Here is a 17,192-nt window from a genome sequence, read left to right as displayed (position 1 = left end):
CGGACGACGAACCGTAAAGCGCTGGGACGGCCTGGCCGTCTGCTTCGCGGAACACGGCGACGACCGCGACGCCTAAACGCGCCGTCCGCGCCGCGCCGTCCGCGCCGCGCCGTCCGCGCCGCGCCGCGCCGTCCGCGCCGCGCCGTCCGCGCGGAGCGCGCCCCTTTCCGTCGATCAAGGGCGAATGCACGTGGTTCGATCTCATTTCCACGTGCATTCGCCCTTGATCCATGCAGATCTCCTTGATCGACGCCCTTGGATTGAGTGATCCGGCGCTGCGTCAAGGTCGTTTGCCGATGGGACCGGTGCCGTTCCGCGCCCCTCACGCGACCGAATTGCCCGGTCCGTGCTGGGGAGCTGCTAGGGCTTGAAACGACTTCCGTGCAAAGACGGACATATCACCGCTTCCCGGCCGCGAGCGAGGCGGCGAACGACGCGGCGGGCACGACGCGTGGTCGCGCAGCGCCCTCACGAGTGCAGCCTGTCACCACAGAGGCCCACCCCGCCGGCGTGAGGCGGCTGTGATCGGGCTCGTGCATGGGATGTCGAGTTTATCGCTGAGGTTGGGCGTTTTGCGTTGTTTGTGGGTTTAGGGTGGTCTGAATTGGGTACCAGCGGTGCGGCATGTTGTCGGACGTCTTCACGTTCCGTATTCTTGCCAGCCACCGGAGTGCGCGGCGTCCCGCCGCGCGCCGTTTTGCTAGTGGGGGACGCGATGGCCGAGCGGGCGAAAGCCGCACGCAAGGCGGCATCGAAGAGCGGCGCTGCTACACAGCGTGCCGCAGGGGCGCGGGCGACCGCGTCGCGAGGGAAGAGCACGCCGGCGACGACGGCACCGGCGGGCCGGAAGGCGGCGCCCGCCAAAACAGCCGGGCCCGGTAAGAAGGCCGCGAGCAGCGCGAAGACCGCTGCGGGGAGCAAGGCCGCGCCAGCCAAGGCGGCTTCGGCGAAGGCCGCCCCCGCGGCGAACGCTAAAGCGACACCTGCCTCAAAGGCCGCGCCGGCTACGAAGGCCGCGTCCACCGCGAAGGCCGCGCCTGCCGCGAAGGCCGCGCCGGCTACGAAGGCCGCGCCTGCCGCGAAGGCCGCGCCTGCCGCGAAGGCGGCATCTGCGACTAAGGCCGCAGCCCGCGGCCAGGCGGGTGCGAAAGGCCAAGCACCGGGGAAGGCGCCGGCGAAGGTGGCGACCAAGGCCGCCCCCAAGGCCGCGCCGACGGCAGAGGCCCAGCCTGCCGCGACCGCGGCCGGTGGGACGAGGGCCAAGGCCGCGACTGGCCGTAAAGCTGCGGCGGCGGGTGCCGGATCGGGGGCCAAGGCGAGCAAGGCCGGGGCTGCCAAGAAGGTTGCCGCTCCGACGGCCGGTGGCGCGTCGGCGGCGAAGCCGACGGCTGGTCGTAAGGCCGCTGCGACGGCCACGCGTGGCGAGCAGAGGGCGAAGAAGGCAGCACCCGTGAAGGCGAGCACTGCCGCGACAGGCAGGGCCGCAGCGAGCAGGGCCGCAGCGAGCAAGGCCGCCCCGGCCACGGCGCGGGCCAAGGTAGCGCCCGCTGCGAAGACCGCGCCCGCTGCGAAGACCGCGCCTGCTGCGAAGACCGCGCCTGCTGCGAAGACCGCGCCTGCTGCGAAGACCGCGCCTGCTGCGAAGACCGCGCCTGCTGCGAAGACCGCGCCTGCTGCGAAGACCGCGCCTGCTGCGAAGACCGCGCCCGCTGCGAAGACCGCGCCCGCTGCGAAGACCGCGCCCGCTGCGAAGACCGCGCCCGCTGCGAGGACCGCGCCTGCTGAGAAGACCTCGACAAAGAAGACCTCGACAAAGAAGGCCGTAACGAAGGCAGCTAAGGCCGCCGCCGCGCCACAGGCGCCGGTCGAGAAGGCGGCGGCACCTTGGAAGAGGTCGGCTTCAACGACGAAGGCGGCACCAGGTAAGAAGGCCGCGCCAGCAGCGAAAGCCGCGGCCCCCGCCGAACCGGTGAGCCAGGCCGGGGCAACGCCAGCCAGCGACGCGAAGCCCGCGAGCAAGGCCACGGCGAAGCGGGCCGCCAGGAAGGGCGCGACTAAGGCGGCGTCGCCAGTGGGCGACGTGCGAGATGACACGACGGCCGGTACGACCCCGGCCACCGGACCGTCTGAAGAGACGGTCACCGCCGCTCCAGACGCTACGGCGAGACCCGCTCGTAGCGCTGAGGAGATCACCACACCGACCGCGGCCACCCAGGCCCCGCCGACCGCCGCGCAGACCGCGGACAAGGGAGCGACGATGGCGAAGACTGCCGACACGAAGACCACCGCCGCAAGCCGCAAGCCGGCCAAGGGCACCCGCACTGCCGCGGAGACCGAGAAGATCAGGGCCGCGCTGGCGGCTCGGCTGGACGAACTGCGCACCGAGTACGATCAGACGCTGAGCGAGATTACCGAGCTTCAGCGCGAGCGGCTGACCGACTCGGCCGGCGACGACCAGGCTGACACCGGCACCAAGACGTTCGAGCGTGAGCAGGAGATCTCTCTCGCCAACGGCATCCTGGAGCGGGTCAGCCAGGTGGAGCGGGCGCTGGAGCGGCTCGATGAGGGCGGCTACGGCTGGTGCGAGCGGTGTGGCAACCCGATCCCGGTGGAGCGGCTTGCCGCGTTCCCCTCCGCGACACTGTGTGTGACCTGTAAGCAACTGGAGGAGCGGCGCTGACTGCGGACGCGGAGACGACGGCGGCCGATTCGACGGCCGGGACGAAGGCGACCACGCGAAGGCGTGCGGTCACCATCCTGGCCGCGACGGCCGCCGTCGTGTGCCTTGCCGACCTTGGCACCAAGCACTGGGCGCTCGCCGCGCTCGAAAACCGCGAGCCGGTGAGGTTGCTGGGCGGCGCGGTCTACCTGACGCTGACCCGTAACAGTGGTGCGGCGTTCAGCATGGGCAGCGACTACACGTTCGTGTTTCCGGTCGTGATGGCCGGTGTGGTGGCGTGGATCTGCTTCATGGCGGTGAAGCTGCGATCGCTGCCGTGGGCGGTGGCGCTCGGGCTGGTGCTCGGCGGCGGGCTCGGCAACTTTGTCGACCGGCTGTTTCGGGCGCCGGGCCCCTTCGTCGGGCACGTCGTCGACATGGTCAGCCTCTTCGATCCGTACGGCCAGGTGTGGCCGATCTTCAATCTGGCGGACAGCGCGCTGGTGTGCGGCGTGGTGCTCGCGGTGGTGCTGGAGTTGACGGGGCGGCAGCGCGACGGCTCGCGAATCCGATCCAAGAAGGATCCTTCGTGACGCCGACCCGCTCGTTGCCAGTACCCGATGGCCTGGATGGGATGCGCCTGGACCAGGCCGTGTCACGCCTTTTCGGGCTGTCTCGCACTGCCGCTGCCGCGCTGGTCGAGGCCGGCGACGCGCTCGTGGATGGCGTGCCCCGGCCGAAGGCCGACAAGGTCAGCGCCGGTTCGTGGCTGGAGGTGACGCTGCCGGCGCCACCGGCGCCACCCCAGGTGGTGGCGCAGGCTGTGCCGGGCCTGCGCGTGATCTACAGCGACGAAGACATCGTGGTGGTCGACAAGCCGGTCGGCGTGGCCGCGCACCCGAGTCCGGGGTGGACGGGGCCCACGGTGATCGGCGGCCTGGCCGGCATGGGGCATTCGATCTCGACGAGCGGCGCGGCCGAGCGACAGGGTGTGGTGCACCGGCTCGACGTCGGCACGACGGGCCTGATGGTGGTCGCTAAGAGTGACCAGGCTTACAGCGCCTTGAAGCGAGCGTTCAAGGAGCGCGAGGTCGAGAAGCGATACCACGCGGTGACACAGGGGCATCTGGATCCGCTGCGGGGCACGATCGACGCGCCGATCGACCGGCACCCGACGCACGACTACAGGTGGGCCGTGATGTCAGGCGGTAAGCCCAGCGTCACGCATTACGACACGCTGGAGGCGTTTCCGTCCGCAAGCCTCGTCGATGTCCGGTTGGAGACCGGCCGTACGCACCAGATCCGGGTCCACTTCTCGGCCATGCGGCACCCGTGCGTGGGTGACCTGACGTACGGTGCGGATCCGACACTCGCGGCGCGGTTGGGGCTGTCCAGACAGTGGTTGCATGCCCGGGCGCTCAGCTTCCTGCACCCCCGTACGGGGGAAGAGGTTCATTTCGTCAGCGACTACCCTGATGACCTGGCGAGGGCGCTGACGAAGCTGCGCGACGCCGCCTGACCAAACAAGCCGAAATCCCGGTCGATCGCCGTCGTGGGCAGCCACGGCTCCTACCGGGTTCGAAGGTGACCCGCGACGGAGGGAGAGCGACGCCGTGCGCGCTGGCGACCTGCTGCGCCGGCTTGACAGCCGGATGCTGCCACCCCTGGCGGCAGCGCTGGGTCGGCTTGCGCATGGTCGGGTGCGCATTCGTGTACTCACGGCTACCGCTCTGCTCTCGGTGAGCGCGGTGCTGTTGACCGCGGTGTGGACGGCGAGCCGCGGCCAGCCCTCCGGTGACGTCACGGTGGGTGATGTCGTGCGGGTCGGTGTGACCGACGGGGAGTCGATCCCGCAGTACGTGCGGTCGAGCCGAAACGAGCTCGCCACGCTGGCCGAGGGGCAGGAGACGTACGCTCTGGTCACCCTCTCGGCGTACCTGGAACCCGAGAGGCTGAAGCCGATCCTGGGTGGGATCGCGGTGTCGCAGGTTTTCGGGCGGGTGCCGCTGCCGGAGACCCAAACCCAGATAGTGCGCATTCCGGCGCTGCGCGTGCCCGACGACGTCACGGCCGGGATGGCGATCGTCGCCGGCCGCAAGGAAGCCGAGGCGGCGGAGTACCGCCAGCTCAGCGAGCAGCTGACCGGCGGCAGCGCGCGCGAGCGGGAGCTGCGCCAGGTGTACGACCGCGGCGCGACGGTGGCCGTCGCGGAGGCTGAGGCATACCGCGGTGGCTGTTCCTGTGTGTACGCGGCTGTGGTTCGCGCCACATCCCAGGCGTTGGATCGGGTTTTCGAGCGACCGGAGGTGCGCGCCGTCGACGCCGCGCCGGAGGTGCGGCGGCTGGACCGCGCGGTGTTCCTCCCGCCGTTGCCCGAGCAGCGCGACATCGTCCGCCCGCCGGCCGATACCGCCCTGCCGTCCGAGCCACCGGCCTCCGCGACACCCGCCCAGCCTGCGGAAAGCCCGTCGGCCTCGCCCGCTGAGCCGTCGCCGGAGCCGTCCGCCGAGCCGTCGCCCAGCGCCTCCAGCGACGCCTCGGAGCCCTCCACACCCGCGCCGAGCGACCCCGCGACGACGACGCCCTCGTCTCAGTGACAACCGTTCGGCAGCATCTCGCGGCCTGTCCGGCCGTTGAACCTTTGGGTGGGTGCCGCTCGTGTCCCAAAACGGGTCGATCGGAGTGTCGTGCTCTCGTAGGGCCGATGGTGTGGTCTCAATAGGGATTTGTTCGTAGCCTGTCATGCGGGGTCCTCGCTGAGAAACGCCGATCGAAGCGAGGGACCAAGACCGGAGTTCAGGTCAATCGCCGTCGTTGGTCGCCACGGCTCCTACCGGGATCCGCAGGTGGACCGAGATGGCGCTGGGAGGGGCGAGCCGTGGAGGGCACCGAGACCGGCTGGGGCCGGCCTGCGGAACCAGCGCCGCGATGGCGTGCGCTATTGGACCGTGCCCTACTAGGCAACCGCTCGGGCGAAGACCCAGAGGTCGTGGTCGATCAGCAGGGCATGATCCGGCGGGCACCGAGCCCGCTCGATGGGCAGGCGCCACGCCCCCGGGTGAACGGCGCGAACGGCCGCCCGAGCTACGGCGGGTACCCGCAGGACTACGACGAGGGCTATCCGCCCGACATCCGCTACCGCGACGACTACCGGGATCAGCCCCGGTACCCCGACGACTATGAGAGGCGGTACCCGCCGCAGCGCGAGGAGTACAACCGGTACGCCGCTCTGGAAGAGGAGCGCTACCTGCCACCCCCGCCGAGCAACGGATACGCCCCGCCCGCACCCGACCCGTACCCGTCGCGCATCGAGTGGCGGCAGAGCCGGCCCGACCCCGAGGTCGAACGTGCGGTGGGCGTGCTGCGCCGCGACCTGGGCAACCCGAAGGTGCTCGCGTTCGCCAACCCCAAGGGCGGCGTGCACAAGACCACCGCGACCGTGCTGGCCGCCGCGACGGTCGGCAGTGTCCGCGGGCGCGGGGTCCTGGCCTGGGACGACAACGAGCTGCGCGGCACGCTCGGCCTGCGCGCCGGCAGCGCACGCCACGCGCGTACCATCCGGCACCTGATCGCCGATCTGGCTGACGTCGAGGCGATGCACGGGATCGACCTGAAGGACACCCTGGACGACTACCTGCGGCACGCCTCCGACGGCTCGTACGACGTGCTGGCCGGCGAGGAGAGCCCACGGTTCGCGCAGCGGCTTGACCAGTACACCGTGCGGCGGGTGCTGGAGCTGCTGCGCCGCACCCACGACGTGATCTGTGTCGACACCGGCAACAACGTGGAGAGCGCCAACTGGCAGACCGTGCTCCAGGCGGCCGACCAGCTCGTGATCACCACGGTGCCGCGCGAAGACGCCGCGTTCACCGCCGACTGGATGCTCGACCTGCTGTACGAGGTGGGCATGGGCGAGCTGGCGGAAAACGCGGTCACGCTGCTCTCGTGCCCGACGCCGGCCAAGTCGCCGCTGCTCGACGACCTGGCGGGGCACTTCGAGGGCAGGACCAGGGCGGTGGCCGTAGTGCCCTACGACCCCGCGCTGGAGGCCGGCTCCTCGATCGAGTACGCCCAACTCCAGCCGGAGACGCGGGAGGCGTGGCTGAAGGCGGCGTCGGTGATGCTGGAGCCGTTCGTCCGTTAGCTACCTTTTTTGATCACGGGGCGCTGCTGGGGCCACGACTTCGGCAGGATGTCCTTTTCGTACTTCGGTCGCGGGTCGGGTCGGCAGCCGTAGACGATGCCCCAACGCGGGCAGGACCCGTCTGGTAGCCGCTTCATGTGGGCGATCCACGACATGTACCCGACGGTGTCGCGGCGCTCGGTGTCCGGCATGTACCGGTTGGCGGTGGCCGAAGCGGCCGACGCCAGCACCAGCATGATCGGGATCAGCATGACGCCGGCCGGGGCGCCTCCGCGCTCTGTCTTCGGCTCGAGCCGGTGCGCCATCATCCGGCGGACCGCCTTCACGCCGTACAGCACCGCGAACCCGGTGAGCAGCAGCGTGCAGTACAGCAGCACGGCGGTCGTGCGCGGGTACAGCCGGACGGTCATCGTGGCCCACTGCTCGCTGGCCAGCCACATCCGCAGTACCCAGGCGCCGGCCGCGAAGCAGCCGAGCGAGATCACCGCGCTGCGCCGCCAGCCGAACCAGAGCGCGGCGCCGATGCCGATCGCGAGCAGCAGCGTGAACACGCCGACCCCGCCGAGCTCGCCGGTTGGCGGCCACAGCAGCGACTCGGCGCCCGGCCGGTCGTTGCGCCACATCGCGAAGTAGGTGGGCTCGGTGTTTGTGTCGAAGTAGAAGTAGTTGTCGCTTGTGGCACCGGTGGGCGCGAAGATGCCCATGATCGTGCCCCAGGTGATGCGCAGGAAGATCAGCAGCGCGCTGCCGGCGAGCAGCAGCGCCTTGACCCAGCCGCGCCGCCATGGGGTGACTATCAGGAAGGCGAGCACCACGCCGGGCGCGCACCAGACCGCCCAGCCGGTGTAGAGCTGGAAGAGCAGCGCCAGGATCGCGCCTATTCCCGCGCCGTAGAGCAGGGCGAGCAGCGGGTGCAGCCGGTCGGAGCGCCTGGCCTGGCGCAGCAGCGCCACCAGTACGGGGATCATGATGACGAGCGTCAGCTGCGGGTACGGCTTGACCGGCTCGATGAACGGCAGCATCGCCACGACGCCGATGCCGAGGGCCCACATCGGGCGCAGGCTCATCCGCCAGGCGAGGTAGGCGCCCGGTCCGAAGAGCGCGGTGCCGAAGATCTGCAGATCCTTGAGGGCGTACAGGGGCAGCTGGTCGGAGCGCTCTGACCAGTACTGGATGATGGTGAACGGCAGCGGACCGTAATGGTCGGGGATGTCCTCGCCTCGCATGAGCATCTCGGTCCATTGAAGGATCCAGACGTAGTCGCCGCCGCCGGCCCAGAGAGGCTGTGGGGTGTCGCGAAGGGCGACCTGGATGCCGCCCGCGACCATGCCTGTCGCGAGGCCCGCGACCGCGGCGCACCCGATCCGGACGACGACATCGCGCCAGTACGGGCTGAGCAGCTTGTGCGCGACGATGAGCACCGTGACGATCGCGACGGCGATGATCGCGAACCGGAACTGGAGCGCGGAGAGCCCGCTGACCTGGCCGATTCGGTTCATCGGATCGACGTCGATGTTTTTTGCCCAGAAGGGGAAGATCAGGGCGGCGGTGACCGCGGTGGCGATCTCCAGCGGGATCCACAGCGCGCGCAGCCAGTTGCGCCAGCGTTGGCGCTTGACGGGCGGGCCGGCCGGTTCTTCCCGCGGTTCTTCCGTGACGGTTGGTGCTGATGTGGTTTCGACCGGCGGCAGCGGGTCCTCAAGCAGTTCCTCAACCGGCATGGGCTCCGGTTTCCGGCCTACTGCCGGTTTCGCGGTGTCTCCCACCAAATCTTCCGCTACCATCCATCCACCTTCGCCCCGTGGGATTGCGGAAGCCCGCGGCGGCACAGGATACCCGAGCCGGGTAACGGCCCGGTGGCGTCGCTCATACCTACCGTAGGTGGCGCCGCTTGGTCATGTCACGGTATCGGGCAATTCACTCGCGTCCACTGTGGACGTGCGTGGTGATCGATGGGTGAGCTGTGCCCAAGTGATCCAGATGGCACGACGTGAGGCCGTGTCGCCCCTGCCGGGTGTCAGCCCCCCGGGCTAGGCTCTGTGACCGGTAAGTCGCACGCGAACGGGAGGGGGCCCAGGGTGTCTGACTCGTTCGTGCACCTGCACGTGCACACCGAGTATTCGATGCTCGACGGTGCCGCCCGGCTCAAGGATCTTTTCAGCGAGACCAAGCGGCTCGAGATGCCCGCCCTCGCGATGACCGACCACGGCAACCTCTTCGGGGCGTACGACTTCTACAAGCAGGCCACCGCTGCCGGGGTCAAGCCGATCATCGGCTGCGAGATGTACCTGACGCCCAACACCGACCGCCGCGACCGCACCCGGGTCCGCTGGGCCGACGGTGGGGAGAACGACGTCTCCGGCGGTGGCGCCTATACCCACATGACCATGCTCGCCGCCGACGCCACCGGCCTGCGCAACCTCTTCCGGCTCGGGTCGCTGGCCAGCTTAGAGGGGTATTTCTACAAGCCGCGCGCCGACCGCGAGCTGCTCCACCAGCACGCAAAGGGGATCATCGCGACCACCGGCTGCCCGTCCGGCGAGGTCCAGACCTGGCTGCGCATCGGCGACTTCGAAAAGGCGTGCGCCTCGGCGGCCGAGTTTCGAGACATCTTCGGTCCGGAGAACTTCTACCTTGAGCTGATGGATCACGGGCTCGGCATCGAGACCAGGGTGCGCGAGGACCTGATCCGGCTCGGCAAGCGCCTCGGGCTCAAGCCGGTCGCCACCAACGACCTGCACTACACCTACGACCGCGACGCCGACGCGCACGAGGTGCTGCTCTGCGTGCAGTCCGGTTCGACGATGGCCGACCCGAAGCGGTTCAAGTTCGACGCCCGCGACTTCTATCTCAAGTCGCCCGCCGAGATGCGCAAGCTGTGGGACGCCGAGGTGCCCGGCGCCTGCGACCACACGCTGGAGATCGCGGAGAAGATCGGCGACTACTCGACGCTGTTCGCGTCGCGCGACCTGATGCCGCAGTTCCCGGTGCCGGCGGGGGAGACCGAGGAGTCGTTCCTGCGCAAGGAGGTCATGCGCGGCCTCGAAAACCGGTTCCCCAACGGAGTGCCCGAAGACCGGCGGCAGCAGGCCGAGTACGAGCTCGACGTCATCCTCAAGATGGGCTTCCCCGGCTACTTCCTGGTCACCGCCGACCTGGTGGCGCACGCCAAGAAAGAGGGCATCCGGGTCGGGCCGGGCCGCGGTTCGGCAGCGGGCGCGCTGATCGCGTACGCGCTGGGCATCACCGAGCTCGACCCGATGCAGCACGGCCTGCTGTTCGAGCGGTTCCTCAACCCCGACCGCGTCTCGATGCCCGACATCGACATGGACTTCGACGAGCGCCGGCGCGGCGACATGATCCGGTACGCCACGGAAAAGTACGGGCAGGAGCGGGTCGCGCAGATCATCACGTACGGCACGATCAAGGCGAAGGCCGCGATCAAGGACGCCGCGCGGGTGCTCGGATACCCGTTCGCCATGGGCGACAAGATCACCAAGGCCATGCCGCCGGCCGTGATGGGCAAGGACATCCCGCTGGGCGGCATCTTCGACTCAAGCCACCCGCGATACCCCGAGGCGGTCGAGTTCCGGCAGCTCTACGACTCCGACGCCGAGGTGCAGAAGATCGTCGACACCGCCAAGGGGCTCGAAGGACTCAAGCGGCAGTGGGGCGTGCACGCCGCGGCCGTGATCCTGTCCCGCGACCCGCTGGTCGACGTGCTGCCGATCCAGAAGCGCGAGCAGGACGGCGCGATCATCACCCAGTGGGACATGGGCGCCTGCGAAAACATCGGCCTGTTGAAGATGGACTTCCTCGGCCTGCGCAACCTCACGATCCTCGACGACTGCCTCGAAGCGATCCGCGACAACCGGGGCGTCGACGTGGTGCTCGAAGAGCTGCCGCTGGACGACAAGCCGACGTACGAGCTGCTGGCGCGCGGCGACACGCTGGGCGTGTTCCAGTTCGACGGCGGTCCGATGCGCGCGCTGCTGCGCTCGATGGTGCCCGACAACTTCGAAGACATCTCCGCGGTGGGCGCGCTCTACCGGCCGGGTCCGATGGGCGCCAACGCCCACAACGAGTACGCCGATCGCAAGAACAACCGCAAGCCGGTCGTGCCGATCCACCCCGAGCTGGCCGAATCGCTGCAAGAAATCCTGGGCGACACCTACGGGCTGATCGTCTACCAGGAGCAGGTTATGGCGATCGCGCAGAAGGTCGCCGGCTACACGCTCGGCGCCGCCGACCTGCTGCGCCGGGCCATGGGCAAGAAGAAGAAGGAGATCCTCGACAAGGAGTTCGAGCCGTTCTCCGCGGGCATGAAGGCCAAGGGATACTCCGACGCGGCGATCAAGACGCTGTGGGACATCCTGGTCCCGTTCTCCGACTACGCCTTCAACAAGGCGCACTCCGCGGCGTACGGCGTCGTGTCCTACTGGACCGCGTACCTCAAGGCCAACTACCCGGCCGAGTACATGAGCGCGCTGCTCACCTCCGTCGGTGACGACAAGGACAAGTCCGCCGTCTACCTCGCCGAGTGCCGGCGGATGGGCATCAAGGTGCTGCCGCCCGACGTCAACGCGTCCAACGCCCGGTTCGCGGCCGTCGGCAACGACATCCGGTTCGGGTTGGCCGCCGTGCGCAACGTCGGCGCCAACGTCGTCGAGTCCATCCGGCGCTGCCGCAAGGAAAAGGGCGCCTACACCGACTTCTACGACTACCTGCGCAAGGTCGACGCCGTCGCCTGCAACAAGAAGACCGTCGACGCGCTGATCAGGGCGGGCGCGTTCGACTCGCTGGGCCACAGCCGCAAGGGCCTGCTCGCGATCCACGCCGACGCGATCGACTCGTTCCTCGACATCAAGCGCAACGAGGCCGTCGGCCAGTACGACCTGTTCGGCGACGCGTTCGGCTCCGACGACAGCGGCGGCGGCATGGTCGTGACCCCGGTCATCCCCACCGACGAGTGGGACAAGTCCGACCTGCTCGCGTTCGAGCGCGAGATGCTCGGCCTGTACGTGTCCGACCACCCGCTGCTCGGTGTCGAGCACGTCCTGCGGGACGCCGCCGACATGACCATCGCCGCCCTCGCCGAAGAGGGCAACGTGGCCGACGGCCAGGTCGTCACGCTCGCCGGCATCCTCTCCGGAGTGCAGCGGCGCATCACCAAGCAGGGCCGGGCGTGGGCGTCCGCTTCGCTGGAAGACCTGGGAGGCGCCGTCGAGGTGCTCTTCTTTCCCAACACGTACGAGGTCGTCGGGCAGTACATCGCCGAAGACGCCATCGTCGTGGTCAAGGGACGCGTCGACCGGCGTGACGACCAGCCGCGGCTGATGGCGATGGACATGTCACTGCCCGAGATCACCGCCGCCGACGAGGTCAAGCCGATCGTGCTCGCGCTGCCCCCGTCGCGGTGCACGCCGCCGCTGGTGGAACGCTTGCGTGAGGTGCTGACCAGCCACCCGGGCAGCGCCGAGGTCCACGTCAAGCTCGTCAACGGCTCCCGCTCCACCCTCCTGCGCCTGGGCCCGACGAGGGTCGCCCCGACGACGGCGCTGATGGCCGACCTCAAGGCGCTGCTCGGCCCCAACGCCTTGGCCAGCTGACCCACCTGCCCCAAAGCCACGGCGTCTGGCCTTGATCGGCGGGGAAGATCGGGCGGTGGGGCACCCGGTCGGGTGGGGGTGCGGGAGGCTGAGAGGATCGGGGCGTGACGGAGGAGCTGCGCGAGCCAGAAGTCGAACTTCGTACCGCGCCGGCGCGGCCGCGTCTGCTGCGGGTACTGGGCGTCGCGGCCCTGGTCGCGGTGGTGCTCGCCGTGTTGGGTGCGCCGCTCGGCCTGCTGTGGAAGGCGATCGCGCCGGGTGTGCCCATGGTGAAGACGGCCGAGGGGGCCCGGCTGGTGGATCCACAGCCGGAGGAGTTCGTGGCGGCTGACGGGTGGTTCACGCTGCTGGGTCTCGGGTTCGGTGTCGTGGCGGCGATCGTGCTGTGGATGGTGTTGCGGCGCTACCGGGGGCCGGCGGTGCTGGCCGGGATCGCGGTCGGCACCGTAGCTGCCGGGCTGGTGGCGTGGTGGCTGGGCAGCAAGGTGGCGCTCGACGACTTCGACCAGGTGGTGGCGGCGGCACAGGTCGGTCAGCCGCTGCGCCGGCCGCCGGACCTGCGGGCGGGCGGGTTCGAATGGCTCTACGGCGTCATCCCGACCTTGCGTGGTGACGTGCTGATTCCGGCGTTCGGCGCGGTGGTCATGTACACCTTGTTGGCCGGCTGGTCCAAGTACCCCGGTCTGCGCCCGGAGCCGGAGGCCGACGGCGCGCCAGCGATCGACGGCGCGCCAGCGATCGACGGCGCGCCAGCGATCGACGGCGCGCCAGCGATCGACGGCCCGCAAGCGATCGACGGCCCGCAAGAGATCAGTTGGGGCTCACCGGCACCGCAAGCTCCGACAGCGGCACCGGCACCGCCCGTACCTGATTCAGCAGCGCCGCCTCGCGACTGAGCAGCCGCAGCTCCGCCCGCAGCCGCGCCGCCGTGTCGGGCGCGGCGAGCAGCCGCTGGCGGTCATCGAGGGTGAGCGCCGTGGTGGCCGCCACCAGGTGTGACAGGACGGTCGGGTCGTCGGGGAGCTGCTCGGTGGCCTCGTCGGTGTCGGCGCGCATGAGGCTCAGGTACTGCCGGAACACCGAGAGGACGCGCGGCGCGAGCAGGTTGGCGATCTCCTCCTGGCCGGCCGGCTCGGGCAGCCACTCGACGTTGGCGGTGAGGTACGGGGTGGAGTCGGCGTCGACGTCGATGACGCGAAACCGGCGCCGTCCCACGGTCACGATGTCGTACTTGCCGTCGGGCAGCTCGGTGACCTGCCGCAGTTCGGCCGTGCACCCCACCTCGTGGAGGCTGACATCCGAGGAGCCGGGAACTGAGGACGGCCCGGCGGTGGGCAGGGTCTCCCAGCCGCGACTGATCGCCACGACGCCGAACTCGCGGGGTGTGCCGTCGGGCAGGGAGACGAGGTGGCGCACGAGCTCGCGGTAGCGCTCCTCGAAGATGTGCAGCGGCAGCACCAGCCCCGGAAAGAGCACCGTCCCCAGTGGGAACACCGGCAACCGCTGATCCACTTCACAACCCTACCGAACGAGTCCCACTGCCTGGACCCGCCGGACGGGCGCGCCTCCACCAGCGAAATGGCCGCATAGACTTGCGGCGTGTTGAACCGGATCGACCTGCGGGGCAGTGCCACCGACCCCCGCGGCCTCCTGCCTCGTGCGCAGCTCGACGTCTCCGTCGCGGTCGACAAGATCCGTCCGGTCGTCGAGGCGGTGCGCGAGCATGGGGCCGCCGCGGTCCGGGAGGCGACGGAGCGGTTCGACGGGGTGACCCTGGGCGCGCTGCGGGTGCCGGCTGAGGCGATCGCGGCGGCGGTGGAGGCGCTCGACGCCGACGTGCGAGCCGCGCTGACCGAGGCGATCGCGCGGACCCGCAAGGTGCACGCCGACCAGCGGCGCGCCGACGTGACCACCCAGGTCGTGCCGGGTGGCACGGTCACCGAGCGCTGGGTGCCGGTGGCGCGGGTCGGCCTGTACGTGCCGGGTGGCCTCGCCATGTATCCGTCCACCGTGGTCATGAACGTGGTGCCCGCCCAGGTGGCGGGCGTGGGTTCGCTGGTCGTCGCGAGCCCGCCGCAGGTCGACAACGGTGGCCTGCCCGATGCCAGGGTGCTGGCGGCGTGCGCGCTGCTGGGCGTCGACGAGGTGTACGCGGTCGGCGGCGCCCAGGCGATCGCCATGCTGGCGTACGGGGTCGACGAGTGTGATCCCGTCGACATGATCACCGGGCCGGGCAACATCTGGGTGACCGCCGCCAAGCGCCTGCTGCGCGGCGTGGTGGGCATCGACGCCGAGGCGGGCCCTACTGAGATCGCCATCCTGGCCGACGACACCGCCGACCCGGTCCACGTCGCCGCCGACCTGATCAGCCAGGCCGAGCACGACCCACTGGCGGCGAGCGTGCTGGTCACGCCGTCCGAGGCGCTGGTCGAGGCGGTCGAGCGCGAGCTGACCCGGCAGGTGGTGGCCACCAAGCACGCCGGCCGGATCACCGAGGCGCTGACCGGGCCGCAGTCCGGAGCGGTGCTGGTCGATGACCTGGAGGCGGGGCTGCGGGTGGTCGACGCGTACGCGGCGGAGCACCTGGAGATCCAGACGGAGAACGCGCGCGAGTGGGCCCTGCGGGTGCGCAACGCCGGCGCGATCTTCGTGGGGGCGTACTCGCCGGTGTCGCTGGGCGACTACTGCGCCGGCTCCAACCACGTGTTGCCCACGGGCGGCTGCGCGCGGCACTCGTCGGGGCTGTCGGTGCAGTCGTTCCTGCGCGGCATCCACATCGTCGACTACGACGAGGCGGCGCTGCGCGACGTCGCCGGCCACGTGGTCACGCTCGCCAACGTCGAAGACCTGCCGGCACACGGCCAGGCGGTGGAGGCGCGGTTCAAGTGAGCCTTCCCCTCCGCGCTGACCTCAGAGGATTGAAACCGTACGGAGCGCCGCAGCTCGACGTGCCCGTGCGGCTCAACACCAACGAAAACTCCTATCCGGTGCCGGAGCCGGTGGTCGAGGCGATCGGCAAGGCGCTACAGGCCGAGCTGCGCGATCTCAACCGGTACCCGGACAGGGACGCCGTGGCTCTACGCGCCGATCTGGCCGACTACCTCGGGCACGGGCTGAAGACCGAGAACCTCTGGGCCGCCAACGGCTCCAACGAGGTGCAGCAGCAGTTGCTCCAGGCGTTCGGCGGGCCTGGGCGCACGGCGCTGGGCTTCACCCCGGCGTACTCGATGCACCCGCTCCTGGCCACCGGCACCGGCACGCGCTGGGTCGACGGATACCGGGCGGAAGACTTCGGCCTCAGCGTCGAGCACGCCGTTGCGCAGGTCGAGCAGCACCGGCCCGACATCGTGTTCCTCTGCTCGCCCAACAACCCCACCGGCACCGCCCTCGACCCCGCCGTGGTGGCTGCCGTGCTCGACGCGGCACCGGGCATGGTGGTGGTCGACGAGGCGTACGCGGAGTTCGCCCGGCCGGGCACCCCGAGCGCGCTGACCGTGCTCCCTGGGCACCAGCGGCTCGTGGTGACCCGCACGATGAGCAAGGCGTTCGGGTTCGCGGGCGGGCGGCTCGGCTATCTCGCCGCCGATCCGGCGGTCATCGACGCCGTGCAGCTCGTGCGGCTCCCGTACCATCTCTCCGCCCTCACGCAGGCCGCCGCCCGCGCGGCGCTCGCCCATCGCGGCGCCCTGCTCGCCACCGTCGAGGCCATCAAGGAGCAGCGCGACCGCATCGTCGAGGTGCTGCGGTCGCGCGGCCTGCGGGTCGCCGACAGCGACGCCAACTTTGTCCTGTACGAAGTTGGCGGCGACCAGAAAATCGCGTGGCGTGCGCTACTCGACCGTGGTGTGCTCGTGCGCGACGTCGGCCTCGCCGGTTGGCTGCGAGTCACCGCCGGCACACCAGACGAGACGGACGCCTTTTTGGAGGCGCAAGAACGAGCGAGCGGAGCGCCGCCTCGGGCCGCCGCGCAGCGAGCGAACCAGGAGGAATCGTGAGCCGCACCGCCCGCATCGAGCGGACGACCAAGGAGACCAAGGTGCTCGTCGAGGTCGACCTCGATGGCACCGGCAAGGGTGACATCAGCACGGGCGTCGGCTTCTACGACCACATGCTGCACCAGATCTCCCGTCACGGCGGCTTCGACCTCACCGTCCACACCGTGGGCGACCTGGAGATCGACGCGCACCACACCATGGAAGACACCGCGCTCGCGCTTGGCGCGGCCTTCGCGGAGGCGCTCGGCGACAAGGCGGGCATCAGGCGGTACGGCTCTGCCGTCATCCCGATGGACGAGGTGCTCGTACAGGCCGCCGTCGACCTGTCCGGCCGGCCCTACGTGGTGCACGACGAGCCCGCCCTGGCCCCGTACATCGGGCCGGTGTACCCGACGAGCATGACCCGGCACATCTGGGAGTCGTTCGGCCAGGCCGCCAAGATCACGCTGCACGTGACGGTGCTGCGGGCGGCCCGCCCCGGCGGTCACCCCGACGCGCACCATGTGGTCGAGGGCCAGTTCAAGGCGGTGGCGCGGGCACTGCGCGAGGCCGTGTCGATCGACCCGCGAGCGGCGGGCGCGATCCCGAGCACCAAGGGCGTCATATGAACAGCGTGCTGCCCGTCGTGCTGTTCGCCCTCGCCGGCGTACTGGTCGGCGGGGCCTGGTCGATGCACCGCCAGGGCGCCGCGAAGGGGGCGGTCGGCCTCGTCGGTGTGCTCGCGGCGCTGGCTGCCGCCGGCGGCGTGCTCTGGCTTATCCCGGGAGACGGATGATGCCACCCGA

Annotated in this window: 15 protein-coding genes; 11 read left to right on the top strand and 4 right to left on the bottom strand. The window is 70.2% G+C overall.

All coding sequences use genetic code 11. From position 1 onward, the window contains the following. Together V6V89_RS16660 and V6V89_RS16655 are read right to left on the bottom strand one after the other, a co-directional pair. On the bottom strand, positions 1-232 hold a 232-nt coding region (locus tag V6V89_RS16660; protein ID WP_334620030.1), incomplete at its 3' end, for a hypothetical protein. Positions 233-468: 236 nt separating this feature from the next. Further along, on the bottom strand, positions 469-2,142 hold the full coding sequence (locus tag V6V89_RS16655; protein WP_334620029.1) for a hypothetical protein: 1,674 nt from the start codon (positions 2,140-2,142) through the stop codon (positions 469-471). Positions 2,143-2,257: 115 nt separating this feature from the next. Here V6V89_RS16655 and V6V89_RS16650 point away from each other — a divergent pair, with 115 nt between their 5' ends. The 5 genes from V6V89_RS16650 to V6V89_RS16630 all read left to right on the top strand — a co-directional run bounded on the left by V6V89_RS16650 (position 2,258) and on the right by V6V89_RS16630 (position 6,803). Next, complete coding sequence (locus V6V89_RS16650) at positions 2,258-2,680, top strand: TraR/DksA family transcriptional regulator (RefSeq protein WP_334620028.1); 423 nt, start codon at positions 2,258-2,260, stop codon at positions 2,678-2,680. Continuing rightward, entirely contained in the window at positions 2,677-3,252 is a 576-nt protein-coding gene (lspA, locus tag V6V89_RS16645) for a signal peptidase II (protein ID WP_334620037.1), read from the top strand. The genes V6V89_RS16650 and lspA overlap by 4 nt, the downstream gene beginning before the upstream one ends. A gap of 41 nt (positions 3,253-3,293) precedes the next feature. Next, positions 3,294-4,178 carry an RluA family pseudouridine synthase gene (locus V6V89_RS16640; protein ID WP_334620036.1) on the top strand — a complete coding sequence of 295 codons (885 nt, stop codon included), beginning with the start codon at positions 3,294-3,296 and terminating at the stop codon, positions 4,176-4,178. Positions 4,179-4,272: 94 nt separating this feature from the next. Then, positions 4,273-5,256, top strand: coding sequence for a hypothetical protein (locus V6V89_RS16635; RefSeq protein ID WP_334620027.1), 984 nt, complete (start codon positions 4,273-4,275; stop codon positions 5,254-5,256). A 281-nt stretch (positions 5,257-5,537) separates the two neighbouring features. Further along, the gene (locus V6V89_RS16630; protein ID WP_334620026.1) at positions 5,538-6,803 is read left to right on the top strand and encodes a MinD/ParA family ATP-binding protein; all 1,266 of its coding nucleotides are present in this window, start codon (positions 5,538-5,540) and stop codon (positions 6,801-6,803) included. Here the strand turns inward: V6V89_RS16630 and V6V89_RS16625 are convergent. Continuing rightward, positions 6,800-8,524 carry a hypothetical protein gene (locus V6V89_RS16625; protein WP_334620025.1) on the bottom strand — a complete coding sequence of 575 codons (1,725 nt, stop codon included), beginning with the start codon at positions 8,522-8,524 and terminating at the stop codon, positions 6,800-6,802. The two genes, V6V89_RS16630 and V6V89_RS16625, sit on opposite strands and share 4 nt — an antisense overlap. Positions 8,525-8,881: 357 nt before the next feature. Between V6V89_RS16625 and dnaE the strand changes: the two genes are divergently transcribed. After that, entirely contained in the window at positions 8,882-12,412 is a 3,531-nt protein-coding gene (dnaE, locus tag V6V89_RS16620; protein WP_334620024.1) for a DNA polymerase III subunit alpha, read from the top strand. 104 nt (positions 12,413-12,516) lie between these two features. Beyond that, positions 12,517-13,308 carry a DUF2567 domain-containing protein gene (locus V6V89_RS16615; RefSeq protein ID WP_334620023.1) on the top strand — a complete coding sequence of 264 codons (792 nt, stop codon included), beginning with the start codon at positions 12,517-12,519 and terminating at the stop codon, positions 13,306-13,308. Here V6V89_RS16615 and V6V89_RS16610 read toward each other — a convergent pair. Beyond that, a complete protein-coding gene (locus tag V6V89_RS16610) occupies positions 13,223-13,924 on the bottom strand; it encodes an LON peptidase substrate-binding domain-containing protein (protein WP_334620022.1) in 702 nt (233 codons plus the stop codon). The two genes, V6V89_RS16615 and V6V89_RS16610, sit on opposite strands and share 86 nt — an antisense overlap. An 87-nt stretch (positions 13,925-14,011) precedes the next feature. Here V6V89_RS16610 and hisD point away from each other — a divergent pair, with 87 nt between their 5' ends. From hisD to V6V89_RS16590, 4 genes are read left to right on the top strand one after another with little or no spacing between them, the layout of a single operon-like run. Beyond that, the gene (gene hisD, locus V6V89_RS16605) at positions 14,012-15,301 is read left to right on the top strand and encodes a histidinol dehydrogenase (protein ID WP_334620021.1); all 1,290 of its coding nucleotides are present in this window, start codon (positions 14,012-14,014) and stop codon (positions 15,299-15,301) included. Then, positions 15,298-16,407, top strand: coding sequence for a histidinol-phosphate transaminase (locus V6V89_RS16600; protein WP_334620020.1), 1,110 nt, complete (start codon positions 15,298-15,300; stop codon positions 16,405-16,407). Before hisD ends, V6V89_RS16600 begins: the two co-directional genes overlap by 4 nt. Beyond that, positions 16,404-17,015: an imidazoleglycerol-phosphate dehydratase HisB gene (gene hisB, locus V6V89_RS16595; RefSeq protein WP_334620019.1), complete on the top strand. Its 612-nt coding sequence runs from the start codon at positions 16,404-16,406 to the stop codon at positions 17,013-17,015. The genes V6V89_RS16600 and hisB overlap by 4 nt, the downstream gene beginning before the upstream one ends. Beyond that, positions 17,012-17,182 (top strand): hypothetical protein, encoded by a 171-nt coding sequence (locus tag V6V89_RS16590; protein WP_334620018.1) that lies wholly within the window; start codon positions 17,012-17,014, stop codon positions 17,180-17,182. The genes hisB and V6V89_RS16590 overlap by 4 nt, the downstream gene beginning before the upstream one ends. Positions 17,183-17,192: the final 10 nt, after the last annotated feature.

The organism is Micromonospora sp. CPCC 206061, from assembly GCF_036906915.1.
In the GTDB taxonomy this organism is placed as follows: Bacteria; Actinomycetota; Actinomycetes; order Mycobacteriales; family Micromonosporaceae; genus Phytohabitans.
The sequence above is the reverse complement of the archived record's forward strand: the minus strand, read 5'-3'. Positions and strand labels throughout refer to the sequence as shown.